Source organism: Nocardia mexicana NBRC 108244, from assembly GCF_001613165.1.
Taxonomy (GTDB): domain Bacteria; phylum Actinomycetota; class Actinomycetes; order Mycobacteriales; family Mycobacteriaceae; genus Nocardia; species Nocardia mexicana.
The window spans coordinates 16277-40333 of sequence record NZ_BDBV01000010.1 but is presented as its reverse complement, the minus strand read 5'-3'; the positions used below and the strand labels follow the sequence as shown (position 1 = coordinate 40333).

General features: G+C 69.8%; 24 protein-coding genes and 2 pseudogenes. 14 read left to right on the top strand and 12 right to left on the bottom strand.

Annotated elements, in window-relative coordinates; translation table 11 throughout:
• From NM1_RS04730 to NM1_RS04720, 3 genes and pseudogenes are all read left to right on the top strand, one after another.
• Window positions 1-623: pseudogene (locus NM1_RS04730) on the top strand (acyl-CoA dehydrogenase); the annotation flags it as partial.
• 91 nt (window positions 624-714) lie between these two features.
• The gene (locus NM1_RS04725) at window positions 715-1677 is read left to right on the top strand and encodes an oxygenase MpaB family protein (RefSeq protein ID WP_068014276.1); all 963 of its coding nucleotides are present in this window, start codon (window positions 715-717) and stop codon (window positions 1675-1677) included.
• A 584-nt stretch (window positions 1678-2261) separates the two neighbouring features.
• A complete protein-coding gene (locus NM1_RS04720; protein WP_068014274.1) occupies window positions 2262-3689 on the top strand; it encodes an MFS transporter in 1428 nt (475 codons plus the stop codon).
• A 38-nt stretch (window positions 3690-3727) separates the two neighbouring features.
• Here NM1_RS04720 and NM1_RS04715 read toward each other — a convergent pair whose 3' ends face one another.
• The gene (locus NM1_RS04715) at window positions 3728-4486 is read right to left on the bottom strand and encodes an SDR family oxidoreductase (RefSeq protein WP_068014272.1); all 759 of its coding nucleotides are present in this window, start codon (window positions 4484-4486) and stop codon (window positions 3728-3730) included.
• A gap of 70 nt (window positions 4487-4556) precedes the next feature.
• Between NM1_RS04715 and NM1_RS04710 the strand changes: the two genes are divergently transcribed.
• Together NM1_RS04710 and NM1_RS04705 are read left to right on the top strand one after the other, a co-directional pair.
• Window positions 4557-5129: a TetR/AcrR family transcriptional regulator gene (locus tag NM1_RS04710; protein WP_068014271.1), complete on the top strand. Its 573-nt coding sequence runs from the start codon at window positions 4557-4559 to the stop codon at window positions 5127-5129.
• A gap of 207 nt (window positions 5130-5336) precedes the next feature.
• Window positions 5337-6185, top strand: a complete 849-nt coding sequence (locus tag NM1_RS04705; protein ID WP_068014303.1) for an NAD(P)H-binding protein — start codon at window positions 5337-5339, stop codon at window positions 6183-6185.
• Between the two features lies 1 nt (window position 6186).
• On the opposite strand, the gene NM1_RS04700 is transcribed toward NM1_RS04705, so the two are convergent.
• On the bottom strand, window positions 6187-6588 hold the full coding sequence (locus NM1_RS04700) for a nuclear transport factor 2 family protein (protein WP_068014269.1): 402 nt from the start codon (window positions 6586-6588) through the stop codon (window positions 6187-6189).
• A 37-nt stretch (window positions 6589-6625) separates the two neighbouring features.
• Window positions 6626-7000: an ArsR/SmtB family transcription factor gene (locus NM1_RS04695; protein WP_068014267.1), complete on the bottom strand. Its 375-nt coding sequence runs from the start codon at window positions 6998-7000 to the stop codon at window positions 6626-6628.
• Window positions 7001-7091: 91 nt separating this feature from the next.
• Here NM1_RS04695 and NM1_RS04690 point away from each other — a divergent pair, with 91 nt between their 5' ends.
• The 3 genes and pseudogenes from NM1_RS04690 to NM1_RS04680 form a co-directional block, all read left to right on the top strand.
• Complete coding sequence (locus NM1_RS04690; protein ID WP_068014265.1) at window positions 7092-8309, top strand: MFS transporter; 1218 nt, start codon at window positions 7092-7094, stop codon at window positions 8307-8309.
• A gap of 152 nt (window positions 8310-8461) precedes the next feature.
• A complete protein-coding gene (locus tag NM1_RS04685; protein WP_068014263.1) occupies window positions 8462-9325 on the top strand; it encodes an LLM class F420-dependent oxidoreductase in 864 nt (287 codons plus the stop codon).
• A gap of 154 nt (window positions 9326-9479) precedes the next feature.
• Window positions 9480-10649 (top strand): annotated as a pseudogene (locus NM1_RS04680) (permease); the annotation flags it as partial.
• Between the two features lie 47 nt (window positions 10650-10696).
• Here the strand turns inward: NM1_RS04680 and NM1_RS04675 are convergent.
• From NM1_RS04675 to NM1_RS04660, 4 genes are read right to left on the bottom strand one after another with little or no spacing between them, the layout of a single operon-like run.
• A complete protein-coding gene (locus NM1_RS04675; protein ID WP_068014261.1) occupies window positions 10697-11134 on the bottom strand; it encodes a hypothetical protein in 438 nt (145 codons plus the stop codon).
• Window positions 11131-12348: a molybdopterin-dependent oxidoreductase gene (locus NM1_RS04670; RefSeq protein WP_084519158.1), complete on the bottom strand. Its 1218-nt coding sequence runs from the start codon at window positions 12346-12348 to the stop codon at window positions 11131-11133. The genes NM1_RS04675 and NM1_RS04670 overlap by 4 nt, the downstream gene beginning before the upstream one ends.
• Window positions 12345-13067, bottom strand: coding sequence for a TIGR04282 family arsenosugar biosynthesis glycosyltransferase (locus tag NM1_RS04665; protein ID WP_084519157.1), 723 nt, complete (start codon window positions 13065-13067; stop codon window positions 12345-12347). The genes NM1_RS04670 and NM1_RS04665 overlap by 4 nt, the downstream gene beginning before the upstream one ends.
• Window positions 13064-13729 carry a glycosyltransferase family 2 protein gene (locus tag NM1_RS04660; protein WP_068014258.1) on the bottom strand — a complete coding sequence of 222 codons (666 nt, stop codon included), beginning with the start codon at window positions 13727-13729 and terminating at the stop codon, window positions 13064-13066. The genes NM1_RS04665 and NM1_RS04660 overlap by 4 nt, the downstream gene beginning before the upstream one ends.
• A 125-nt stretch (window positions 13730-13854) precedes the next feature.
• Between NM1_RS04660 and NM1_RS04655 the strand changes: the two genes are divergently transcribed.
• From NM1_RS04655 to NM1_RS04645, 3 genes are read left to right on the top strand one after another with little or no spacing between them, the layout of a single operon-like run.
• Window positions 13855-15477: a hypothetical protein gene (locus NM1_RS04655; RefSeq protein ID WP_246011439.1), complete on the top strand. Its 1623-nt coding sequence runs from the start codon at window positions 13855-13857 to the stop codon at window positions 15475-15477.
• A 5-nt stretch (window positions 15478-15482) separates the two neighbouring features.
• On the top strand, window positions 15483-16178 hold the full coding sequence (locus NM1_RS04650) for a response regulator transcription factor (protein WP_068014257.1): 696 nt from the start codon (window positions 15483-15485) through the stop codon (window positions 16176-16178).
• Window positions 16168-17205: a sensor histidine kinase gene (locus NM1_RS04645; protein WP_068014256.1), complete on the top strand. Its 1038-nt coding sequence runs from the start codon at window positions 16168-16170 to the stop codon at window positions 17203-17205. The genes NM1_RS04650 and NM1_RS04645 overlap by 11 nt, the downstream gene beginning before the upstream one ends.
• Before the next feature lie 390 nt (window positions 17206-17595).
• Here NM1_RS04645 and NM1_RS04640 read toward each other — a convergent pair whose 3' ends face one another.
• Entirely contained in the window at window positions 17596-18657 is a 1062-nt protein-coding gene (locus tag NM1_RS04640; RefSeq protein WP_068014254.1) for an NAD-dependent epimerase/dehydratase family protein, read from the bottom strand.
• 29 nt (window positions 18658-18686) lie between these two features.
• Between NM1_RS04640 and NM1_RS42920 the strand changes: the two genes are divergently transcribed.
• Window positions 18687-18890, top strand: a complete 204-nt coding sequence (locus NM1_RS42920) for a hypothetical protein (protein WP_068014252.1) — start codon at window positions 18687-18689, stop codon at window positions 18888-18890.
• A gap of 7 nt (window positions 18891-18897) precedes the next feature.
• Here NM1_RS42920 and NM1_RS04630 read toward each other — a convergent pair whose 3' ends face one another.
• A complete protein-coding gene (locus NM1_RS04630) occupies window positions 18898-19515 on the bottom strand; it encodes a TetR/AcrR family transcriptional regulator (protein ID WP_068014251.1) in 618 nt (205 codons plus the stop codon).
• 198 nt (window positions 19516-19713) lie between these two features.
• Between NM1_RS04630 and NM1_RS04625 the strand changes: the two genes are divergently transcribed.
• Entirely contained in the window at window positions 19714-20628 is a 915-nt protein-coding gene (locus NM1_RS04625; protein ID WP_068014249.1) for a quinone oxidoreductase family protein, read from the top strand.
• On the opposite strand, the gene NM1_RS04620 is transcribed toward NM1_RS04625, so the two are convergent.
• Window positions 20618-21712 carry an MBL fold metallo-hydrolase gene (locus NM1_RS04620; protein WP_068014247.1) on the bottom strand — a complete coding sequence of 365 codons (1095 nt, stop codon included), beginning with the start codon at window positions 21710-21712 and terminating at the stop codon, window positions 20618-20620. The genes NM1_RS04625 and NM1_RS04620 overlap by 11 nt on opposite strands.
• A 249-nt stretch (window positions 21713-21961) precedes the next feature.
• A complete protein-coding gene (locus NM1_RS04615) occupies window positions 21962-22714 on the bottom strand; it encodes an alpha/beta fold hydrolase (RefSeq protein ID WP_068014290.1) in 753 nt (250 codons plus the stop codon).
• Between the two features lie 82 nt (window positions 22715-22796).
• Between NM1_RS04615 and NM1_RS04610 the strand changes: the two genes are divergently transcribed.
• The gene (locus tag NM1_RS04610) at window positions 22797-23654 is read left to right on the top strand and encodes a class I SAM-dependent methyltransferase (protein ID WP_068014246.1); all 858 of its coding nucleotides are present in this window, start codon (window positions 22797-22799) and stop codon (window positions 23652-23654) included.
• Here NM1_RS04610 and NM1_RS04605 read toward each other — a convergent pair whose 3' ends face one another.
• Entirely contained in the window at window positions 23655-24056 is a 402-nt protein-coding gene (locus tag NM1_RS04605; protein ID WP_068014245.1) for a PaaI family thioesterase, read from the bottom strand.
• Window position 24057 lies beyond the last annotated feature (1 nt).

Here is a 24057-nt window from a genome sequence, read left to right as displayed (position 1 = left end):
CCGCCGGTGCCGTGCGTGCGGTGTCCTCGACGCTGCAGCGCGGCGGGCGGCGGCTGGCCCCGGCGCTGCGCGCCCTACCCCAGCTGAAGGCCGAATTCGCCCGGGCCGCACACGATCCCGTCCCGACCCGCCGCGACGCCACCGACGACGACTTCCTGTTCCGGCAGGGTCCGACCAGCGGGCTGGGCAAGATCCGCTTCGCCGACTGGCGCCCGGTATTCGGCCGCTTCGCGCACATCCCGAACGTGGCGCTGTTCCTGGAGCAGGCCGAGGCGCTGCAGACGCTGCTGGTGGCGGCCCCGCCGACCGCGCAGCAGCAGCGCGACGTCGACTTCCTGTTCGCCCTCGGGGAGCTGTTCACGCTGGTGCCCTACGCGCAGCTGATTCTCGAGCAGGCCGCCATCGAGGGCACCGACGAGGACGTGCTGGACCAGATATTCGACGTGTTCGTGCGCGAATTCTCCGGCCACGCAACGACTCTGCACTGCAAGCCCGCCGCCACCAAGGCGCAGCAGACGCGCGCGCTGGACCTGGTGCGGCGCCCGATTGCCGATCCGTCGCGATTCGAGGCGGTGGTGCGGCAGGCGCGTGCGCTGGCCGGGACCTACGAAATGAACCCCTGACCGCAGCCGGTACCGCGAGTAACAGAAATGCTACACTCGTGAATGAACACACTGGTCGGTCTCTAGAGAACGTCGTGCAAAGGAGCACACGATGACCACGGCAGCCATGCGCCCGCAATTCAACGCCCCGGTCCGCAAGATCCGCGAGGTCGACTACGGGTTCTTCGGCCCGGACTCGCCGACCTGGAAGGTGTGGACCGCGCCCACGGCACTGCTGGGTTTCCAGCGTTCGGTCGTGCTCGAGCATTTCGACCCGGATCTCACCGCGGCCGTCGCCGATGTCGGCGGCATCTACAGCGATCCGCGCGGGCGGTTGGACCACACCTTCGCCTATTTCCTCATCGCGGCCGTCGCCGACAGCCGGATGGCGATCGAGGCGTCCGAGCACCTGATGAAGGTGCACGCCAAGGCGACCGGGATCGAACCGATCACGGGCAAGCGCTACAGCGCCAACAACCCGGACTCGCAGCTGTGGATCCATGTCACCGGCTGGCACGGGGTGCTCAAGTGCTACGAGATGTACGGCCCGGGTCCGCTGAGCCCCGCCGAGGAGCAGCGGTACTGGGAGGAGTGCGTGGTCGCCGCCGAGCTGCAGACCTGCAAGCTCGGCGACGTCCCGCGCTCGCGGGCCGAAGTGCGCGAGTACTTCGCCGCGGTGCGGCCTCGGCTGTGCAGCTCGCCGCGCGCCCACGAGGGCATGCACTATCTGCTGCACACACCGCGGGACAAGGGACTGAAACTGTGGGGTGGCAGCCGGCTGATCGCCCCGGCGGTGATCGCGACCCTGCCGAAGTGGATGCGCGAGGTCGGCGGCTTCGACCAACCGGCCGCGGTGGACGCGGCGGTGCGCCCGGCCATGCGCGCGGCCACGGCCGCCCTGAGCGGCGACCGCATCAAGACCGCCGTGCTGAAGGCGGCCATCGGCCCCATGACCGCCCGCCTCTACCGCGAGCACCTGACCGCAGGCGTACCCGCCCACCCGTTCACCGTCACCCCCGCCGAGGCCCGCGCCCAGTTCGCCACCACCGCCCGCCGCACCCCCCGCCCCGCCTGACTCCCTTTACCCACCGTCCCGGCGCAACCCTCGAGTCGTCGTCCCCACGGCCCATCACTTGCTGTCCCGCCGCGCGGGCCTGTACTCATATCCCCGCCGCGGGTCCGTACTTGCTATCCCGGCGTGGGCCCGTTACTTGTTGTTCTTGGCGGGTACTTACTTGTTGTCCCCGAGCGGCTCTGTACTTGTTGTCCCCGGCACTCGTTGTTCCCCGCGCGCTGCGCACTTGTTCCCGGCGTGGCTGCGCACTTGTTCCCGGCGTGGCTGCGCACTTGTTCCCCGCGCGGCTCCGCACTTGTTCCCCGCCCGGCTCCGCACCTGTTCCCGGCGTGGCTGCGCACTTTATCCCCGGCATGGGCCCGTTACTTGTTGTTCCCAGCGCGGCTGCGCACTCTTTATCCCAGGCGTGGCTTCACACTCGTTCCCCGGCGTGCTTTCGGCCGGGTTGTCTGGATGGTTGCTCTTCGGTCACTGATTGGTCGCTGATCTTGTCCGGGGGTGTTTCACTCTCGGATACTCGTGGGGAGCGTTCCGCCCCGCTGTCGGGGGCTTGCTGGTCGGGTCAGTGAGGCGAGGAGGCGGGCATGACGGCACTCGATACCCCGCAGGCGCAGGTCTGGCCCGTGCGGGTGCGTGGACGATCGGACCGGCGGGCTCTCGCCCTCGGCGTCCTCGCCCTGCTGTCGGGTCTGCTGGGCGGCGACACGGTGATCCACGTCGTCGCCGTGCCGCGGGCCTCCGAATACTTCGCGATGGGTTCCGGAATCGCTTGGCTGGCAGCCGGTATGGGCGCGATCGCGCTGTCGGCGTGCCTGCTGGGCGCGGGGACGCTCGGTGACCGTCTCGGGCGCCGGCGGATCCTGCTCGGCGGCACATCCGCCGTGGTCGTCGGCGCCTTCGTCGCCACGTACGCGTCGGACTCCACGACCTTCCTGATCGGCCGGGTGATCACCGGCGCGGGCCTCGCCGCCTGTTTCGTGACGGCGCTGGCGATCGTCGCGGCGCTGTACCCTCCGGAGGACCTGCCGCGGGCCTTCGGCGTATGGCTGGGCCTGCAGTCGGTGGCGATCATGGCCGCCGGAGTCGTCGGCTCCGCGCTGGTCGACGGAACCACCTGGCGCACGGGCTATTTGATCACCGGCGTGATCGCCGCGCTGCTCCTGGCGCTCGGCTGGCTGACGGTCCCGGACTCGAAGGCGGCCACGCCCCGCCGCTTCGACGGTGTCGGCGTGCTGCTGGGGTCCGCGGCGCTCGCCGCTCTGGTAGGCGGGGTGTACGGGGCCGCCGATCGGGGGTGGACCGACCCGCTGGCGGCGAGCGTGCTGGCCGCCGCGGTGGTGCTGCTCGTGCTGTTCGCGAGGCGGGAGCTGCGCACCGCGGAGCCCGCGGTTCCCGTGCGGCTGTTGACCTCCGCGCCGTTCGCCGCCACCTGGTCGACCGGGATGCTGGCCGGATTCGCCGCCGCCGTCGTCGTGTTGCAGACGATCACCGCGTTGCACGGCCACCGTGGCCTGTCGGTGTCCATGGTGATGGTGGTCGCGGTGCCGCTGTATCTGGGCATGGTGCTCGGGGCGGACCTCGCCGCGCAGGCGCAGGAACGGGGGTGGTCGGCCCGGACGCTGTACGTATCCGGCCTGATCTGTTGCGGTGTGGGCATTCTGGCATTGGCGGGTGTCGGTGCGAATGCCGAGCTGTGGGTGTATTCGGCGGTCTGCGCGGTGGCCGGATTCGGAGTGATGTGGGCGCAGAACCCGCAATCGGCGGTGCTCATGTCGTCGCTCCCGGCGGATATGAGCGGTGTGCTGGCGGCCGTGAAAACCGCTGCCGGGCAACTGGGTTTCGTCCTCGGGCTGGCTGCGGCGGTATCGGTCGTCGACACGTTCCGATTCACCGTGGGCATGGTCGTCATCGGCACCCTCCTGCTCGCCGGCGCCTTGGTGATCGCGGTTCTATTGCGCCCCTGGGGCTTCCGAACTGCGAACACTCGGGATACCGGCACCGCCGAGGCGTAACGTCCCGCGCGATCACGGTGAGCTGCGTGCCGGGCCGATCAGAACGTGGTCGTCAGGCCCCCGTCGACGGCGATGGTCTGGCCGGTGATGAACGAGGCGGCGTCACCGGCCAGAAATACGACCAGGCCCGCGATCTCCTCGGGCCGTCCCCAGCGGCCCAGCGCGGTGCGGGTGCGCAGCCATGCGGCGAACGACTCGTCGGCGACGAGCGTGGCATTGGCCTCGGTGGCGAAAGTGCCCGGGGCGACGGAATTCACGGTGATCGCGTGCGGGCCCAACTCGGCGGCCAACGTGCGGGTGAGGCCGTCCAGGGCGGCCTTGACCGTGGTGTAGGCGACGTCGCCGGCGCGGCCGAGCTGTCCGATCACCGACGAGACGTTGATGATCCGTCCCGGTCGGTTGCGATGTGTAAGCCCCTGTGCCACATGGCGGCTGAGCGTGTATGCCGCGGCCACGTTGGTCTCGAACAGCCGGATCAGGTCGGGTGCGGGCAAGGCGTCCATGCCGCGCCGATCGCGCCGGCCGACATTGTTGACCAGCACGTCGATCGGCCCGGTCGCGGCGAGCGCGTCCCGCACGGCGGCGCTGTCGGTCACGTCGAAGGCGGCCGCCCGCACCGCCATGCCCTGCCCACGGAGTTCGGCGGCGGTGGCCTCTAGTGTGTTCGGGTCGCGGCCGTTGAGGAGTACACGAGCACCGGCCGCGGCCAGGCCGCGCGCCATCTCCAGGCCGAGTCCGCGCGCGGAACCGGTGACCAGTGCCGTGCGGCCGGTGAGCCGGAAATCGGTGTCGGCCATGCGATTGCCTCCACTGAAACGAGTGTTTCAGTTACTCTAGCGCCGGAAGTCCCGGGACGGAAGGTCGGTCATGTCCGCTGACGGCTTATCGCGGCGCGCGGAATTGCTGGAGGCCAGCTACACCTACGCGCTGGAGCACGGCCTGGCCGGAGTATCGCTGCGGCCGCTGTCGGCGGCGATCGGGAGCAGCCCGCGGGTGCTGCTGTATCTGTTCGGCAGCAAGGATCAATTGATCCGGGAGGTGCTCGCATACACCCGAAGTCGGCAGATCGCCGAGGTGGACGCCCTGTTGGGTGACGAATCATCCTGCGCGGCAGACAGTTTCGAGGTCTCGGCGCGGCGGCTGTGGGAATGGCTGTCGGCGCCACGGCAGCGGGCCATGGTGCGGCTGAACTACGAGGCATTCATTCGCTCGGTCGGTCCCGAACCCGGGCCGTGGGCCGGTTTCGCCGCCGAATCCACCGGGGACTGGCGGCGACTGCTGATCCGGGCCCAGCCGTCCACGCCGATCGAGACGGCCGAGGCGCGGGCTACTCGCGCCCTGGCGCTGATTCGCGGCCTGCTGCTGGAACTGCTGGCCGGAGCCGATCCGGAGCGCATCGCCGCCGCGGCCGCCCGGATCGGCCGGGATTCGGCGGGGTGAGGGCGTGAATCGCCTTGGCCGGTACATGTGAAACCGCAGGTGGAGTGAAGCGGCGTCTTCTGCGCAGATGCTGGAGGAAACCGGGGTGCACGTGAGGTCCGACGACGGAAAGGTGCGAGTTCGGCCCGGTGGATAGCTTGATCGATGCTGTCGGCCCAGGCTCGGGTGGTGCGGGATCCCCCGCAGTATTCGAGCGAAGGAGTGCCCATGATCGTCGTGACCGGTGCCACCGGGACCGTCGGACGTGCCGTGGTCGATCAGTTGCTGGCGACGGGAGTCGAGGTGCGGGCCGTCACGCGCCGGCCGCAGGGTGCCGGGCTCCCGCCGGAGGTCGAGGTGGTGCGCGCCGACCTGGGGGAGGCGGAAGGGCTGGCGGATGCGGTGGCGGGAGCGGACCGCCTGTTCCTGCTGTCGGCAGGCCCCGACCTCGCCCGGCACGACGAGCATGCCGCCGAGGCCGCGGCGCACGCGGGGGTGCCGCATATCGTGAAGCTGTCCTCCGGCCGGGCGGGTGACGCGGCGGCGACCGATCCGATTCCGACGTGGCATCGCGCGGGAGAGCGGGCGGTGCGCGCGGCGGGCACGGCGTGGACGATGATCCGCCCCTTGGGTTTCATGTCCAACGCGCTGCATTGGGCGCCGACGATCCGCGCCCACGACACCGTCTACGCGCCGTATGGTCAGGGGCGCATCGCGGTCGTCGACCCGCACGATATCGCCGCTGTCGCAACGAAATCCCTCACCGAACCCGGCCACGAAGGCCGGACCTACACGCTCAGCGGGCCGCGAGCGCTGTCGCCGGGCGAGCAGACCGAGATCCTCGCCGGGATGCTCGGCCGCCCGCTGCGCTACGCGGAGACCACACCGGAACAGGCGCGTGCGGCCCTGGTGGGTTTCGGTGTCGATGCCGAAATGGCCGACGCCATCATGGCTTTGCGCGCCACGGCGCTGGAATCGTTCACCGCGCGGGTTCATCCGGCGGTGGAGGAGGTCACAGGCCGCCCACCGCGCAGCTTCCTCGAATGGGCGCGTGAGAATCGGGCGCGGTTTGAATGACTCAGGGAGTCAACGGCGTTCGGCGAGGAACCACCCGGCGGTGGGAGATGCGCCAGCCCTCGGGGGTCCGGCGGACGATATCGTCGTAGGTGACGCTGGCGACGGTGCCCTCGACCGTGACCCCGATACCCTTGGCGCGCACCAGTACCGTATCGCCGTCGGTTGCGGTGATCACGACATTGGTGACGTGGTGCCCAACCGGGTTGCCGTCTCCGAGTTCGAGAGCCAGATCCCGCAAAGCATCTCGCCCGCGCACCAGTCCCGCGCCGTACTCGGTCATGTCATAGACGATGTCGTCGGCGAACACCTCGCTCATCCCGTCGAAATCGCCCGCATCGCTGAGATGCCCGTGCAATGCCAGCAGTTCGTGAATAGCCAGCCGGTCCGCCGTCGAGATCGCCATGCGCGCCAGTATGTTGCCCGCGGCGCCGCGGCGCTCGTCATTTTCCGGCGGGAGTCCACGCGGCCACGAGGTCGAGCAGGCCGGGGAAGCGTTCCTGCAGGTCATCGATGCGGACGTGGCTGCGCCGCTCCAGTCCGTACTGCCGCTGCCGCAGCACCCCGGCCTCCCGCAGGGCGCGGAAGTGATGGGTCAGCGACGATTTCGGGCGGGGGATGCCGAACCAGCCGCAGGGATGGTCGTAGGCCTCGGCGTCCAGCAGCAATTTCTGCACGATGCCCATCCGCAGCGGGTCGCTGAGCGCGCCCATCACCGTCTCCAGGCGCAGCTCGTCCGTCGCGGGCTCATCCAGCGGCGACGGGGTGCCGGGTGGTTCGGGATGCCGCGCCCAGGCGGCTCGGGTGGTGGTGGCCATGCCGACACTGTACGACTTTTCTCGTAATAGTGCTACTGTACGACTCCGTTCGTACTTATACGAGATTTATCGTACTAATCTGGAGGATCGGATGGCTACCCTCACCCTGTCCCGCCCGGTGGCGACGCCGGTGTCGGCCGGACGCATATGGCTCGCCGCCTGGCCGGTATTCGCGGTGTTCGTGCTTTCGAACGCGGCGACCCCGCTCTATCCGCTGTGGCAGTCGCGACTGGGGTTCTCGACCGGGACGCTGACGGTGATCTTCGCCGGGTACATCGTGGGTCTCCTCGGTGCGCTCCTGGTCGCGGGCGTGCTGTCGGACCGGGTCGGTCGGCGCCCGGTGCTGCTGCCGGGGCTGGCACTGGCCGTGATCGCCTGTGTGTTGTTCGCGACCGCCGATTCCGTGCCGGTGCTGGGCCTGGCCCGAGTGCTCACCGGTATCGCGGTGGGTGCGACGGTCGCGGCGGGCATGGCGGCCGTTGCCGATGTCGCCGGTGCGCAGCGAAAGGGGCTGGCGGCCTTGGCCGCATCCACGGCGATGGTGTTCGGCGCGGGTACCGGGCCGCTGCTGGCCGGTGTGCTGTCCGAGCTGTTGCCCGCGCCCACCGTGGTGGTGTTCGTCGTGGAGGCCGTGCTGCTGATATCGGCGGCGGTGGTGGCCGCGGGCCTGCCGTCATCGGAGCCCTCGGCGAAAACTGGTGGCCGGGTGCGTATTCCGACCGTGCCGCGAGAGAACCGCCGTCAGCTGGCCGCCGGTGTGGCGGTATTCGCTCCGGGGATCACCGCGACGTCGTTCGTGCTCTCGCTGGGCCCGGCGCTTCTGGTCGAACTACTCGGCGCGAGTAACCGAATCATCGCGGGCGCCATGGCCTTCGCGATGTTCGCGGCGGCAACCGTGGCCCAGTTCGCGGCGCGGCCGCTGGCCACTCGATCGGTGCTGCTGACCGGGGCGATGTCGACCATGGCGGCCATGCTGGCGCTCGGTCTCGCGCTGATCCTCGGCGCGTTGCCCGCATTGATCGCCGCCGCACTGCTCGCGGGCGCGGGGCAGGGCCTGGGCCAGCTCGGCGGTCTGACCCTGCTTCTGGCCGCCGTGCCGGATGCCCGCCGCGCCGAGGCGAATTCGGCCTTCAACATCGGCGGATACATACCGGCGGCGACATTGCCGGTCGCGGCCGGATTCCTCGGCAACGGCATCGGATTATCGTGGGGTGCAGGAGTTTTCGCCATCGTTCTGGGAGTCCTGGCGCTGCTCGGCGTGGCCGTCGTGCGCCGTGGGACGCACAGCGGTGCACCTGTACGCGGATAGGGATTGATCTGGAGCCCACTCCGAGTCGTAGCCTGGACCCGGGCGGGTGACGTGCCCGCGAAATGCCGTGCCACCAGGGCGGACCGCCCGGTGCGTGACTGCGGCGGATCGGCTTCCGCTGAGGTGATGCCGCCATGACGAAGGGAGCAGCGATGGATCTGGGACTGCACTACTGGAACTTCTCGACCCCGGCGGATCCCGCGCGGATCGCGCAGTCGCTCGGGCAGAGCGCGCGCATCGCCGAACAGGCGGGGTTCGCGGAGTTCACCGTGATGGACCACTACTTCCAGATGGAGCACCGCGGAACCGCCGACGAGCCGATGCTGGAGGCGTACACGACGCTCGGTTACGTGGCCGCTCTGACATCGAGGATTCGGTTGTCCGCGCTGGTCACCGGGGTGATGTACCGGTACCCGGGCCTGCTCGCCAAGATCGTCACCACCTTGGACGTGCTGTCCGGCGGACGGGCTCAGCTGGGTATCGGCGCATCCTGGTACGAGCGCGAGCAACGGGCGCTGGGGGTCCCGCTGGTGCCGATGGGGGAGCGGTTCGAGCGGCTCGAGGAGACGCTGCAGATCTGTCTGCAGATGTGGAGCGACGACAACGGCCCCTACAAGGGCACCCACTACCAGCTGGCCGAGACGCTGTGCGTGCCCGCGCCGCTGACCCGCCCCCGCCCGCCGATCCTCGTCGGCGGCGGTGGCGAGCAGAAGACGCTGCTGCTGGTGGCGCGCTACGCGGACGCGTGCAACCTGTTCGCCTCCACCCCCGAGGATGTCGCACACAAGCTCGATGTGCTACGGCGGCACTGCGCGGCCGAGGGGCGCGACTTCGACGCGATCCGCAAGACCGCCGTCTACCTCGGGCCCGTCGTCGATGAGCCGGGCACCTTCGCGGCCGACGCGGAACGCTATGCCGCCCTGGGGATTAGCCAGCTCGACGTGATGCCGGACCGGGATCCCGTCGAGTACGCGGAGCGGGTTGCGGAACAGGCGGCTCGGCTGTCACAGGTGTAAACCCACCCGCCGGGGTGCGCCGCATGCTCCGCCGGAAATGCGGATGGGGCGTCCGTATCAGGAGTGGTCGGCCGCGTCGCCGAGGTCCGTGATCGGTGGAGGTATAGCGTCGTTTGCTGGATGGTTACCGATCGGCTCGGCGAACGGAGGTCGGATGCACGCGATTGCCCACGCACTGGCGCTGGCCGGGTCGATGACCTGGGAGATCCTGTGGGCGCTGATCCTCGGATTCACGCTCTCGGCCGTCGTGCAGGCGGTGGTGCGCAAGTCCACGATCGTGCGGCTGATGGGCGACGACCGGCCCCGCACCCTCGCGGTGGCGTCGGTGCTGGGCGCCGCCTCCTCATCGTGCTCGTACGCGGCGGTGGCGCTGGCGCGGTCGCTGTTCCGCAAGGGTGCGAACTTCACCGCGGCGATGGCGTTCGAGATCGGCTCCACGAACCTGGTCGTCGAACTCGGCATCATTCTGGCCCTGCTGATGGGCTGGCAGTTCACCGCGGCCGAATTCATCGGCGGCCCCATCATGATCGTGCTGGTGGCGGTGCTGTTCCGGCTGTTCGTGCGGTCGCGTCTCATCGACGAGGCCCGCAGACAGGCCGATCGGGGCATGGTCGGATCGATGGAAGGCCATGCGGCCATGGACATGTCGGTGACCGGCGACGGGTCGTTCCTGCGCCGCCTGCTGTCGCCGCGCGGATTCACCTCGGTCTCGCACGTCTTCGTGATGGAGTGGGCTGCGATCCTGCGCGATCTGATCATCGGTCTGCTCGTCGCCGGTGCGATCGGCGCCTGGGTGCCGGATTCGTTCTGGCAGAACTTCTTTCTGACCGATCACCCGGTGCTGTCGGCGATATGGGGGCCGATCGTCGGGCCGGTGGTGGCCATGGCGGCCTTCGTATGCTCGATCGGGAACGTGCCGCTGGCGGCGGTGCTGTGGAACGGCGGCATCAGCTTCGGCGGCGTGGTGGCCTTCCTCTTCGCCGACCTGCTGATCCTGCCGATCCTCAACATCTACCGCAAGTACTACGGCACCCGGATGATGCTGACCATCTTCGCCACCTTCTACGCGGCCATGGTCGTATCCGGCTACCTGGTCGAAATCCTGTTCGGCACAACGGGTCTCATACCCTCCGAGCGGAATGCCATGGTGATGGAGGAGGGTATCCGCTGGAACTACACCACCTGGCTGAACATCGTATTCCTGGTGCTGGCAGCGGTTCTGGTGCTGCGCTTCGTCCGCACCGGCGGCATCCCCATGCTGCGCATGATGGGCGGATCACCCGATACCGAGCATGACCACGGCGGGCACGACGATGCGATGGGCGAGTCGCGGTCGATGGACAGCGGCGACCACACGACGCCGGGCGGTGATCATCGGCGCGGCGACGGCGCTGCACAATGAAGATCACGTCCGCGTCGGCGATTCCGCAGCATCACGACGGCCACGACCGTCCACACGGTCGCCGAGGCCACGATGAGGCCCCAGGCATAGGGGCGGTCCAGGATCGAGGGGTTGCCCGCGACCGCGTTCTCACGGCCGAGTACCGGCACCGCGACGACCAGCAACGTCACGGTGCAGACGGCGCCGTAGGCGACCGGCGCCCACGCGGCTCGCGGAAGCAGTCGACGGCCCGTGTATCCCGCAGCGGCGCACAGCGGCGCGAAGACGAAGTCGTGCAACAGGATTCCACCGGCAAACCACATCGCTACCGATTTCAGATCAGCGTTGCTCATCGGCAGCAGCAGGGTGACGCTGTACCAGAGGGCGGTGACGCCACAGAGGGCGAGCAGGATGCGCACGGTCGTCATTGCCGCACCTCGATTCGGGCCAGCCACTTGGTCTGCAGCACTCCCGGGCGGCTCGGCGCGATGAGGCGGCACGGATAGCCGTGATCGAGGTCGAGCTGCTCGCCGTTCAACCGCAGGGCGATCAGGGTGGCTGGGTCCTCGATATGAGGCCGGGGCAGTAACGACTCGCGGTACAGCCCGCCGGTTTCGAGCGAGGTGAAATGCGCACTGCCCCCGTGGTATTCGCCGACCGCCGCGAGGAGGTCACGCAGCCGCACGCCGCCCCAGTGCGCCGAGGCGCTCCACCCCTCGACGCAGGCGATCGGCAGCACCGCCTCGGACTGCGGTAGCGCCCGCAGCTCGCCGAGGTCGAAGGTGCGCTCTCGCCCGCCTACGGACACCCGCAGGCGGTAGGCCGGATCCCGGGCGAGGGCACCGACGCCCGCGTTGGACGCGGTCCGGTTGACCGGCAGGCCCTGCGGCCCCCGGCCGGAACGTGGAGCCAGGACGGCGATGCCGCGCAGGAACGGAACGGTCTGACCGGCGACAGCCAGGCCGGCGACGGTGGCCGCGAGTCCGGCCGCGCCCACCACCGCGCGGCGCGAAATACCCTGCCGCGCAACCAGTTCGTCATCCGTCGGCGGCGGCACGACCGGCTGTTGTCCCGGATCGGGTGGCGCGTGCGGGACCGATCGGGTCAGGGCAGATCGCACCGTGGGTAGCTTGACGGCCAGGTGGATTGCCAATGCGCCGATGGCGATGTAGGCCATCGTGTAGTGCGTGGTGGTGAAGAAGAACTTCCAGGCGTACCACTGCGCGATGTTGAGCAACCCGGTCGCCAGCTGGAAGATCACCGAACCCACCAGCACGGCGATGGATCCGCGCTCCAGCAGGCGCAGCGGGCTGCCGAGCAGCGGCCGCGCGAACAGCCGCGGATAGACCGACCACAGCTTCACCAGCAGCAGCGGGATCGCAGCAACACCGGAGATCACATGTGTGCCTTGAGTTACCCGGTACAGCCACACCGGCCGCGAGGGCCAGGCGAACCAGGTGGGCGGGTGCTGGATCCAGTGGCTGAGCAGTCCGGTCAGGAAGCACACGGAGACAGCGATCCCCAGTGCGATGCCCACGCGGGCCGCCACTGCCGCCGACCGAGCCGGAGACAGCTGTGCGGCAACCCTTTCCGGGAGTAGCAGCCGGTTGTTCCCTTGCCCGGGCGGGCCTGCGTCAGTCATGCGCCACCCACCCGTGCCGTGCCGCCCCCCAGCACGGGCGCCGAGTGGCGCTCGTCCTGCGGAGACAGCCGGGCGAGGGCGCGCGGGAAGTGCCCGCGGTACTCGGCGGCCACCGCGATCGCGTCGGCGGCGGTGTCGACGTCCGACAGCGTCGGCAGGCGATGGACTCGGCACCCATAGCGGCGCAACGCGGTTCGGGTGTGCTCCCCGGTGCGGCTGGTGGACATCGGCACCTCGGGCAGCAGCTGCGCGGGCCCCGGATCGGTCAGGCCCAGGGCCCACCAGCCGCCGTCGGTGGCGGGGCCGAGAACCGTCTCGCCGCTGTCGAGTAAGCGTGCGGCCGCGGCCGCCAGCAGCGCCGGTCCGGCCTGCGGCGTGTCCATGCCGATCTGCAGCACCGGAGCGCCGAGCGCGGCAGCGTCGGTGTGCGCGTTGGCCAATCGATGCCCGAAGGTGTCGCCGCGCTGCGGGATGAGCGTGAAATCGGCCAGCTCCGCGGCCAGTTCCCCAGCCCGTTCGGCGCGTTCGAGATCGCCCGTCCACGCGACCACCCGATGGCGAATGCCGCTGTGGCGCACCGCGGTCAGCGTATCCAGCAGGGCGGCGGCCGCGAGGTCCGCGGCCTGGTGAGGTGAAAACGGCGGTGTGAGACGGGTTTTCGCGAATCCGGCAATCGGCGACTTCGCGATCACCAGCAGCGTGGCGTCGAGGTTCGTCATCGCACGCTCCAGAAGTCGCGGACCGCGCGGACGGTGCCGCGCACCGAGCCGGAGACCTTGGACACCCCGTGCGTGCGGGGCCGGTAGCTGATGTCGCGCTCCACGATCCGCCATCCGGCCCGCGCCGCACCGATCAGTAGTTCCAGCGGATATCCGGAGCGTGGATGCAGCGGTCCCAGCGCCAGCAGGCGGTCGCGGCGGGCGATCCGCATCGCGGCGATATCGTGCACCGCCAGCCCGTGCCGTCGGCGCAGCAGCCCGGCGATCAGCAGATTGCCCAGGCGGGCATGCCACGGCCAGGCGCCGGAGCCGCGCGGCCGCCGTCGCCCGACGACCATGTCGACACCCGGGCCCAGGTCGCTCAGGAGCATCGGCAACTCTCCGGCATCCATGGAACCGTCGCCGTCGAGCACGGCGACGACGGTCGTATCGGCCGCGTGCACTCCGGCCTGCACGGCCGATCCGTAGCCCGGGTTCGGCTCGCTCACGACTCTCGCCCCGGCCTCGTGGGCCACCGCGGCGGTGCCGTCGGTCGAACCGTTGTCGACCACGATCACCCGATATCCGGACGGCACGGCGGCGAGCACGCCCGGCAACGCTCCAGCCTCGTTGTGGCACGGAATCACGACGGTGATGTCCTGTGCGCTGCGCGTATCGGTCACAGCACAGACCGTAGGCCCGCGGCGTCCGATAACGGCCGATCGAACCGGTGACAAAAGTGTGACGACACCGGAGGTGTCCGCTGTTCGGGCGGATCCCGCCGGTGCCGCGGCATAGGGTGAACGCTGTGCGGCAGCCCATCCTCATTCCCGCCCGGCGGCGTACCGGAGTCCGCGCCGACCTGGTGTGCGCCGGTGCGGCCGCCCTGCTCGTGGTCGCGGCATTCGCGGTTCCGCGAATTCGTGGCGAACAGTGGCGGCGGCACGTGTACGCGGCGGCGGCGCCGATCTTCGGGCATTGGCAGCCGCACATCGGCTGGGGCACCGGCCCCGCCATAGCTGTGGCGATCCTGGTGATCGTCCTCGGCCCGGTCGCCGCGCGGCGGCTGCCGTGGCGGCGACTGCTGGCGGCCACCTGGGCGACCGCGGTGACCTGGGCGTTCGCGCTGGCCATGGTGGATGGGTGGCAGCGTGGTTTCGCCGGTCGGCTGACCAGCGGGCACGAATACCTGCACGAGGTGGGCGGGGTCGGGGACATCGGCCTCATGCTGCGGGGATTCGCGGGGCGCATCCTGGACTTCCAGCCGGACTCGTGGACGACGCACGTGTCCGGGCATCCGCCCGGTGCGCTGCTGGTGTTCGTGCTGCTGGATCGGGTCGGCCTCGGCGGCGGCGCCTGGGCCGCGGTGGTGTGTGTGCTGGTCGGGTGCAGCGCCGCCGTGGCGGTCCCGGTGGCGCTCGACGCGTTGGGCGCACCCGAACGCGCCAGGGCGGTAACGCCTTTCCTCGCCCTGGCCCCGGCGGCGATCTGGATCGCGGTGTCGGCCGACGCCCTGTTCGCCGGTGTGACCGCGTGGGCGGTGGCGCTGCTCGCGATCGCCACCAGGCAGCGTCCGGGATGGCCCGCCGTCGCGGTGATGTCGGGGCTGCTGTTCGGTTTCGGCCTGTATCTGAGTTACGGCCTGGTGCTGATGGCGATCCCGGCGGCCGCCGTATTGCTGGTGCGCGGCTTCCGGCCCGCCGTGCCGGCCCTGCTGGGAGTCGCGGTGGTGGTCGCCGCATTCACCGCGGGGGGATTCTGGTGGCTGGAGGGCTATCACCTTGTGGTGCAACGCTATTACCAGGGCATCGCCACCGAACGTCCCTATTCCTATTGGGTCTGGGGCAATCTCGCGGCCACGGTCTGCGCGGTGGGCCTGGCGACCGCGGCGGCGCTGTACCGTAGCGGCTGCGCGCTCCTGCCAGATCGGGTTGCGCCGGATCGGGAAACCTCTGAAACCAAAGGTCTCGGTGCGTATGGCGGCTCGGGCCGTGATACGAGGGACGGGGGCGGACCTCGTTCCGGCGAAGTCGGAAACCCAGCGGCGTTGCGAGCCGGTGCGCGCGGCACGCGGGCGCTGCCGAGAACCGACGCTTGTCGGGCAGACGCGCCCGGCGACACGGCGCGGTCCACCGGACTGGTGGACATTGTTCGGGCGCTGACGAGATCGGCGAAAGTACGTGTGCGCCTGGACCATTGGCGTTCCGGTGCTGACCCGGCGGCCGTGTTGGCAATGGCGGGCCTGGCCGCCATCCTGGTCGCCGACCTCAGCGGACTGAGCAAGGCCGAGACGGAACGGATCTGGCTGCCGTTCACCGTGTGGCTGCTCGCCGCCACGGCCTTCCTGCCACTGCGCCACGTGCGGGTGTGGCTCGCCGTGCAAGCATTGGCGGCACTGCTCCTCAACCACCTCCTTCTCACGAATTGGTAACTGTCATGCGCATTCTGGTGGCCGACGACGACCCGGTGGTCCGGGAGGTGGTGCGGCGGTACCTCGAACGCGACGGGCTCACCGTCGTGGAGACCGCCGACGGACCCGCCACCGCGGAGGTGCTGGCGCGCAACGATATCGACCTGGCGATCCTGGACGTGATGATGCCGCCGCCGGACGGCATCGAACTGTGCCGCACGGTGCGCGCGGGCCGTCATCCCGACACCCCGATCATCCTGCTCACCGCCCTGGGCGAGGAGGAAGACCGGTTGCTGGGCCTGCGCTCCGGCGCCGACGACTACATCGTGAAGCCCTTCAGCCCACGCGAACTCGCGCTGCGGGTGGCGTCGGTACTGCGCCGGGCGCACCGGCCCGCACCCGCGGCCGAGCACGTGCTGCGCAGTGGGGCGATCGAGGTGCGCCCCGCCGCACAGGCGGTGCTGGTGGACGGCCAGCGAGTGGAACTGACCGCCCGCGAATTCGACCTGCTGGCATTCCTGCTCGCGCATCCGCAGCAGGTTTTCGGCCGGAACGAGCTGCTCGAACGCGTGTGGGGCTGGAGCTTCGGCGACCAGTCCACGGTCACTGTGCACATCAAACGCCTGCGTGCGAAACTCGGTGCCGCGCACCGGATCGAGACGGTCTGGGGACGCGGCTACGCGTGGGACCGGCCCGGCGAGGAGGACCACGATGTCGACTGACCTGCCCGGCCTGATCGGATACGCCCTGTCCGGATCGGTGCCGGTGGTGATCCTGGGGGCCATCGCCATTCGGCTGACCCACAACCGCAGCCTGACCACCAGCATGGTGGCGCTGGTGCTGATCCCGACGCTGGCCACGCTCGCCGGGGTGGTCGCGGTGAGCGGCATGATGTTCACCGACGAACTGCGGCGCATTGGCGTGGTGCTCGGTGTCGTGACGGTGGTAGCGGTGCCGGCCGCCGTCGTGCTGGGGCGGGTGCAGGCGCGGAAAACGGTGTGGGAGAGGCAGATGCGCGAACAGGAGCGGGCCGCCGAGCGCTCCCGCCGCGAGCTGGTGACCTGGGTCAGTCACGACCTGCGGACCCCGCTGGCGGGCATCCGGGCGATGGGGGAGGCGCTGGTCGACGGGGTGGTCGACCAGCCCGACGCCGTCGAGCGCTATGCGAATCAGATTGTGCGCGAAACGCATCGGGTCTCCGCCATGGTCGACGACCTGTTCGAGATGTCGAAGATCAATTCCGGTGCGCTGCGGCTGACCCTGGAACCGGTGGATCTGCGCGAGCTGATCGACGAGGTGACCGCCGCCAATCAGCCGACGGCCACCCGGTGCCAGGTGAGTCTCTGCGCGCGGCAACCGGATTCGCAGATCGTGGTGGCCGGGAGCGATCGCGCCCTGACCCGGGTGCTGACAAATCTGGTGGCCAACGCCATCGAACACACGCCGCCAGGGGGCAGTATCGAGATCTCCGCGGGTATCGGCGACGGCCACGCCCAGGTCTGCGTCGACGACACCGGCCCGGGGATCGATCCGGCCGATCTGCCGCGCATCTTCGAGGTCGCCTATCGGGGCACCGCGGCCCGTTCCCCGGTCGCCACCGATATCGGCACGAACAGCGGCATGGGCCTCGCGATCGCCGCGGGTCTGGTCCAGGCGCACGGCGGCGATATCACCGCCCGGAACCGGGAAGTGGGCTGCCGCTTCGAAATTCTGCTGCCGCTGACGTCCACCCCGAACGGCAGCAGCTAGCGCCGGAGGACCCAGGAACGTTCGCCCGGCATCGATCCTCGCCATCCCGGCTGTTCCCCAACGGCATCGCTCCTCGCCATCCCGGCATGTTCCCCAACGGCATCGCTCCTCGCCATCCCGGCATGTTCCCCAGCGGCGTCGTTTCTCGCCATCCCGGCATGTTCCCCAGCGGCGTCGTTTCTCGCCATCCCGGCACGTTCCCAGCGGTGTCGTTTTTCGTCATCCCGGCATGCTTCGGGCCGGGATCCACACCGCGCGGCTGGATTCCGGCCACAAGCATGCCGGAATGACGAAGTGAGGGCCGCCACGACCTCCCGGACGCGGCACCGCGCGAGGTACCGGAGTAGTCCGATGGGACGGATAGGCACTCGTGGACGGCCGCCCGGTCGTTCAACGCCAGGTGGGTGCACCGATCCCCGCGGCGGATCGTAGTGGGGCGGTGGCGAATTCGGCGAGACCCTGGGCCGGGGAGACGGCGGCGCTGAAATCCAGGACCTCTCGGGCCTTTTCGGGGCCGGCGACGATGTGGCGGACGTCGCCGGGGCGGAATTCACCGGTGACGACGGGTGGTTTGCCGTCGGAGGCGCGGGCGAGCACCTGCGCGACGGTGTGGATGCTGATCGGCGTGCCGGAGGCGATATTGAGCGGCACGAACCCGGGCAGCGGCCGGTGGACCGCGGCGACATTCGCCGCGGCGATATCGCGGACGTGCACGAAATCGCGCATCTGCCCGCCGTCTTCGAATACCCGCGGTGACTCACCCGCCTCGAGTGCCGACCGGAAAATCGCCGCGACTCCGGAATACGGGGTATCCCTGGGCATTCCGTCGCCATAGACATTGTGGTAGCGCAGCGCCGTCACCGCGCCGCCGGTGGCCGCGGCCCACGCGCAGGCGTAGTTCTCCTGTGCCACCTTGCTCGCCGCGTACAGGCTGCGCGGGCGCAACGGGCTGTCCTCACCGATCGGCGCCCACGCCAGCGGTTCGCCGGTGGCGGCATCGAGGTGCTCGAAGCTTCCCCGAGTGAGGTCCTCGGGCCGCCGTGGAGGCGGGTCGGCGACCTCGAAACCGGCTGTGCGGTACCGGCCTTCGCCGTACACGACCATCGAGGAGGCCAGCACCAGGCGCCGCACACCGGCGCGCGCCATCGCCGCCAGCAATACCGTCGTGCCGAGATCGTTGTGGCTGGCGTAGGCGGGAGCGTCGGCGGCGCTGACCCCCGCGCCGACGACGGCGGCCTGATGGCACACCACGTCGATGCCGCGCACGAGCTCGTCCACCGTGTCCGGATCACGCACATCGGCGAGGTGAACCCCGTCGGGGGCCGGGGCGTCGTGGCCGTGCGCGGCGGCGAGCATGAGATCGGCGGCGATCACCTCGTCACCGGCGGCGAGCAGCGCGTCTCGGATATGCGAACCGATGAATCCGGCGGCGCCGGTCAGCAGGACTCGCATCGGATCAGGTGAGGGTCGGGGTCGGCGTCATGCCCCGATCCTCACCGCTGCGGGCCGCCCGTGGGGTGATACGCGCGGGCGCGTCACCGATCGGTAAGAAATCGGCCCGCCCGTGCGTTCCCTCGCTGGCCGATGCCCTGCCGGTGCGTTCCCACGGTGGTCGGGCGATCGCTCTCGAGTCAGCGCGCACCTTCGGCGAGGGGCTGCAGGCCCGGATCGGCGTCTCGTCCTGATGGAGCGCTAGGCGATCGCGTAGTCGCCGAGGGCGGGCTCCATCAGGCCGAATACCCGAGCGGCCTCGTCCTGCACCGTGGCGGCGATGCGCCTGCGGGACCGGCCCTGCATGGTGAGCTCCTGGACTCGCTGGAACAGCAGGCGGTGCGCGGAGCCGAGCTGTGCGGCGGCCGCCCGGCGGGTGATGTCGTCGCCGGGCAATACCTCGGCGAGGGCGAATTCCCGCAGTTCGTGCAGTTCGCGCAGGCGCGCGACGAGGGTGGGACTCTCGGCGATCATCCGGCAGAACTCCGGGCCGGAGAAACCGGCGAGGGCATCGAAACGGGCTGTGGCGGCAAGGAATTCGGTGCGCAGGGCGGCCAGCGCGGAAACACCCGTCGCGCGGGCGGCGACGGTGTCGGCAAGCGAGGCCACGAACCGCTGATGGATGTCCAGCGCCAGGTCCTCCTTGCGCGGAAAGTAGTTCGTCACCGTCTTCTTCGCGACCCGGGCCGCGTCGGCGACCTCGGCGATGGTCGTCGCCTCGAACCCGCGCTCGATGAACAGTCGCGTGGCGTGATCGGAGATGGATTGCCGGGTCTCGCGCTTCTTGGTCTCCCGCAGTCCCGGTACCTCGGTGCCCATGGGCAAACGGTACCACGGTCGTAAATTTACGATTGACGCATTGAATGCTTCGGACATAAAGTTACGTCCAACGTAAGTTTCTCGAAGGGAGGTGGAGATGCTGCCGCGGAACACCTGCTGAACGTGTCCCGACACCCGGTCGGGCCTCACCAAGATCCGCCGGACGTTCCGGCACCGAACAACCGAAAGGCACGACCAGTGCGCAAGATTCGATTCTCCGGCGGCCCCGAACTCGTCGAGGTCCCGCGGCCCGAGCCTGGCGCCGGACAGCTGCTCGTGCGTACGGAACTCGTCGGGGTTCATGTCGGTCTGTTGCGAACGCTGAAGTCGGGCAGCGGGTCCGGGCTCGGCGGCGAGATGGTGGGCATCGTCGTGGCGGCCGGACCCGGCGTCTCCGACGGCTGGCTGGGTAGGCGGGTCGGCGGTGTGGTATTCGATTCGGTGTACGCCGATCAGGTACTCGCGGACCCGGCCCTGGTGACCGAGATCCCCTCCGGGGCGAATGCCGCCGATGCCCTGGTCGTGGTGCGTGGCGGTCTGGTGGCGCTGGGGGCGGTACGGGCCGGGCGGTGCGCCGAGGGGGAATCGGTGCTGGTCACCGCCGCGGCCAGCGGAAGCGGCCATCTGGCGGTGCAGATCGCGCGAGCACTGGGCGTCGCGCGCGTCGTCGGGGCGGTCGGCGCGCTCGACAAGGCCGATTTCGTGCGCGAATGCGGTGCGGATGCGGTCGTGTCCTACGACGAGCCCTGGGACGAGCGATTCGATGTCGTAGTCGACGGCGTCGGGGGAGACCTCGTGCCCCGCGGCGTGGAAGCACTCGCTCCGCGCGGCCGGTTCGTCGCCTACAGCGCGGGTGGCGGCACGGTGGCGGCGAGCAGCCTGCTCGCGGACCTGAAGACCGTCACCGGCTTCTCGGTGGGACTGCTGGCCCGTACTGAGCCGGAGGTGCTCGAGTCCTATCGCGCCGAGTTGTGGAAACTGCTGGCGGACGGGCGGATTCGACCACGGCACGTGGAATTCGCCTTCGATCGGACCGCCGACGCCCTGGAGCTGGTCGAGACGCGCCGCAATCGGGGCCGCGTCCTGCTCCGGACCGGTCCGCTCACACGGTGAAGGTCAGCCGCGCCGGGGCGAGGTAGTCGGCGCGATCGGTGAGCATGCGCAGTTCCGGGCACCGATCCTCGGGAATGCGGGCGAGTTCGGCCTCGAGCGGCTCCCGGTAGACGGTGCCGCGTGACGTCATCAACGGGAGCCAGTTGTCGTGGTGACTCGGCGCGAACACCCTGGGGCGCAGCGCCTCGATGTAGGAGCGTGGGTCGCGCAGGCCGTTGGTGTACTGGTTGAAGCCCTGGATAGCGCCCAGGTGCAGATCGCTGGCGGGTAGGTCGCGCAGCACGTCCAGCACGCCCGGCGCCTTGTCCAGCAGCGGTCCCGACGAGTCGTGCCAGGTGAGAGTGAATGTGCCGGTGCGGAATTGGTACAGCAGCGTGCCGCCCTCGGGATCGGCGAGGTGCGTCAGCAGATGCGCGGCGTCGGCCGGATGCGGCCGGTATCCGCGGATATCGCAGGGACAGGGTGTGGGGCGCACGGCAGGGGAACCGGCCAGGCTGATATCGCGTGGCGTCGGCGCGGAATGCAGATGCCGCACGGCCGTGACCTCGACCCCGGGCGCCACCTCCAGGTCGTACCTGTCGCCGGGCGACGCCGCTGCGGAACCTACTGTGACACAGCGCAAATGGTGCCCGTCCTCGATTCCCGAGCGAATGGTGGCGCAGTGCTCGGCCGTGCCGTACACGACCGCACCGGACGCTCGCGCGATCGGACCGGCGTCCGCGGCATGGTCGAAATGGCCGTGCCCGATGAAGATCGCGACCGGTCGCAGCGCCGCCACCTCGGCCGGAGTGGTCGGAACGTAGCCGGAGGTCGCCCCGCGCGGCACCCACGCATCGAGCAGAATCACCGCGCCGCCCAGCGCGACCGCGTAACTCGCACACCCGAACCACGACACCACCACGCGATCCGCACGAACCTCTCCGGTCACCGGATCCACCGTCTCGTCCCCGAAGAACCGCCGCCGCGCGGCAACGGTCTGCGCAACCGTCGGTTCCGGCAGCACCGGCCCCCGCAACTCGGCCACCCGTCCCGCCACGACGCCACCGACCTCACGCAGCCGCGAAAACCCCTGAGCGAAACCCATCAGTCCCTCCGCCCGATCACGCCGACCCCAGCCACGCTACGGCCTCGCCCCCGATTCCACGACTCCCGCCAGCTTCACGCACCCCCTGCTGGTTCCCGCACCCCCTCCGGCCCGCTGCACCGGGTGCGGGAATACGCAAAGGGTGCGCGAATGGGCAGGTGCGCCTGGGGGACAGAGGCGGAGGGTACGCGAAGGGTGGTGGTCCCGGCGCTCAGCGGCAGGGGTACGCGAAAAGGCGGGCCCTGGGGCTCAGCGGAGGAACTCGACCAGTGCCGTGTGGAATTCGGGGGTGGCGATGGCGGTGAGGTGGTCGCCGGGGACGACGGCGAGCCGGGCATCGGGGAGGGCGGCGGCGAGGCGTTCGGGCTCGGCCGCGAAAGGGTCCGCGTCGCCCGCGAGCACGAGGGAGGGCATCGAGACGGCCGACAGGTCATCGATCGGCGCCTCGTTCAGGCCCGTGGCGACCGCGGCGATGGCGGGCAGATCCGCGCCGACGGCCTCGGCCAGCAGCCGGAACAGCGCGCCGGGCATCGGCACCTGCGCGGCGTCGCCCCGCATGGCCGCGGTGAGCTGTTCGGCGGTGATCGCCCGGTGATCGATTCCGCCCAGGTCGACGACCCCGCATCCGACGCCCCCGATCGCCAGGCGGGCCACCCGCTCGTCGGCCGCGGCGACCAGCAGCGAGATGATCGCGCCCATCGAATAGCCCACCTGGATGACCTGGTTCAGGCCGAGCTCGTCGTACAGCGCCCGCACATCGGCGGCCATGGCGGACCAGGAGTAGCGCGCCGGATCGTGCGGCTTCTCCGAGCGCCCGTGCCCGCGGGCGTCGAGGGAGATCACCCGGTGGCCCGCCTCCTGCAGCGCCGTGACCACGCCGACGCTCATCCAATTGGCATTGGTATCGGCGACGATGCCGTGCTGCAGCACCACCGGGACCCCGTCGCCCTCCCATTCCCGGTAGTTGAGCTCCAGGCCGTCGAATGTCTTGAACTTCGCCACCGGCCGAGCGTAACCGGCCGGGTGAACCAGCGGCACCCCGTCGTCGTAGTCCTGGTTGCAGGTATCTACAGGGGTGATTACCGTGACCGCACTCGCGCCGTTCTACCGGGATGTCCAGTCGCACTACGACGTGTCCGACGACTTCTACCGGCTGTTCCTCGACCCGACCATGACCTACAGCTGCGGCTATTTCGAGCCCCCGGACGCGACCCTGGAGCAGGCGCAGCTGGCGAAGATCGATCTGGCGCTGGGCAAACTGGACCTGCGGCCGGGGATGACGCTGCTGGACATCGGATGCGGCTGGGGGTCGACGATTCTGCGTGCGGCCCAGCGGTATTCGGTGCAGGTCGTCGGACTGACCTTGAGCCGCAACCAATTCGAGTACGCCGCTGCCGAGATCCGAAGGCTGGGCCTGTCCGGAGTCGAGGTGCGATTGCAGGGCTGGGAGGAGTTCGACGGCGCCGCCGACCGCATCGTCAGCATCGGCGCCTTCGAACATTTCCGCCGCGAACGCTACCCGGAGTTCTTCCGCCGCTGCCACGACATGCTCACGCCCGGTGGAAGAATGGTGCTGCACACCATCATCGGGCACACCCTGGCCGACCTGAAGCGCATGGGCATCCCCATCACCCGCGAGAACGCGCTGTTCCACATCTTCATGAAGCGCGAGATCTTCCCGGGCGGGCAGCTGCCGCAACCGTCCGAGGTCACCCGGCTGGCCGGCGGTGCGGGCCTAGGCACCGAGCGGATCCAGCCGCTGCAGCGGCACTACGCGCGCACGCTCGACGAGTGGGCGCGGCGGCTGCGGGAACATCGGGACCTGGCGATCGCCACCACCGACGAGGCGACCTACGAGCGCTACCTCAAATACCTCACCGGCTGCGCGGCCCACTTCCGCAGCGGGCACCTCGACGTCATGCAGTTCACGCTGGTGAAGTGACTACAGCACGGCTTGGGTCTGGGTGACCTTGCCGACGAGTTTGCCTGCGTCGTCGTGGATTTCGGTCTCCACGACGATGAAGCTGCGCCCGGCGTGCAGCGGCCGCGCGGTGGCCACCGCATGTCCGGACCGCACCGCCCGCAGGAAGTTCGTCTTCGATTCCACGGTCGTGGTGCCCTGCTTGCCCTCGGGCAGATTCAGGTACGCGCAGACCGCCGCGGTCGAATCCGCCAGCGACATCAGCACGCCACCGTGCAGCACCCCGCCCAGCGTGCACAGGGTCTCATCCCAGGCCAGCCGGCTGCGCACCACCTCGCGCCCGTGCTCGAGCACCTCGACACCGAGCCTCTCGGTGAACGGCATGGTCTTGTGGAACAGCTGCGTGCCCTCGGTATCGATCATG

Bases quoted from the DNA above. Each gene is read 5' to 3' on its own strand.
- NM1_RS04630 (WP_068014251.1), bottom strand. From the start codon at position 19,515: ATGGGCACCGAGGTACCGGGACTGCGGGAGACCAAGAAGCGCGAGACC.
- NM1_RS04705 (WP_068014303.1), top strand. From the start codon at position 5,337: ATGATCGTCGTGACCGGTGCCACCGGGACCGTCGGACGTGCCGTGGTC.
- NM1_RS04690 (WP_068014265.1), top strand. From the start codon at position 7,092: ATGGCTACCCTCACCCTGTCCCGCCCGGTGGCGACGCCGGTGTCGGCC.
- NM1_RS04710 (WP_068014271.1), top strand. From the start codon at position 4,557: ATGTCCGCTGACGGCTTATCGCGGCGCGCGGAATTGCTGGAGGCCAGC.
- NM1_RS04645 (WP_068014256.1), top strand. From the start codon at position 16,168: ATGTCGACTGACCTGCCCGGCCTGATCGGATACGCCCTGTCCGGATCG.
- NM1_RS04605 (WP_068014245.1), bottom strand. From the start codon at position 24,056: ATGATCGATACCGAGGGCACGCAGCTGTTCCACAAGACCATGCCGTTC.
- NM1_RS04665 (WP_084519157.1), bottom strand. From the start codon at position 13,067: ATGACGAACCTCGACGCCACGCTGCTGGTGATCGCGAAGTCGCCGATT.
- NM1_RS04715 (WP_068014272.1), bottom strand. From the start codon at position 4,486: ATGGCCGACACCGATTTCCGGCTCACCGGCCGCACGGCACTGGTCACC.
- NM1_RS04720 (WP_068014274.1), top strand. From the start codon at position 2,262: ATGACGGCACTCGATACCCCGCAGGCGCAGGTCTGGCCCGTGCGGGTG.
- NM1_RS04700 (WP_068014269.1), bottom strand. From the start codon at position 6,588: ATGGCGATCTCGACGGCGGACCGGCTGGCTATTCACGAACTGCTGGCA.
- NM1_RS04685 (WP_068014263.1), top strand. From the start codon at position 8,462: ATGGATCTGGGACTGCACTACTGGAACTTCTCGACCCCGGCGGATCCC.
- NM1_RS04670 (WP_084519158.1), bottom strand. From the start codon at position 12,348: ATGACTGACGCAGGCCCGCCCGGGCAAGGGAACAACCGGCTGCTACTC.
- NM1_RS04725 (WP_068014276.1), top strand. From the start codon at position 715: ATGACCACGGCAGCCATGCGCCCGCAATTCAACGCCCCGGTCCGCAAG.
- NM1_RS04620 (WP_068014247.1), bottom strand. From the start codon at position 21,712: ATGGGTTTCGCTCAGGGGTTTTCGCGGCTGCGTGAGGTCGGTGGCGTC.
- NM1_RS42920 (WP_068014252.1), top strand. From the start codon at position 18,687: ATGCCCCGATCCTCACCGCTGCGGGCCGCCCGTGGGGTGATACGCGCG.
- NM1_RS04640 (WP_068014254.1), bottom strand. From the start codon at position 18,657: ATGCGAGTCCTGCTGACCGGCGCCGCCGGATTCATCGGTTCGCATATC.
- NM1_RS04650 (WP_068014257.1), top strand. From the start codon at position 15,483: ATGCGCATTCTGGTGGCCGACGACGACCCGGTGGTCCGGGAGGTGGTG.
- NM1_RS04695 (WP_068014267.1), bottom strand. From the start codon at position 7,000: ATGGCCACCACCACCCGAGCCGCCTGGGCGCGGCATCCCGAACCACCC.
- NM1_RS04675 (WP_068014261.1), bottom strand. From the start codon at position 11,134: ATGACGACCGTGCGCATCCTGCTCGCCCTCTGTGGCGTCACCGCCCTC.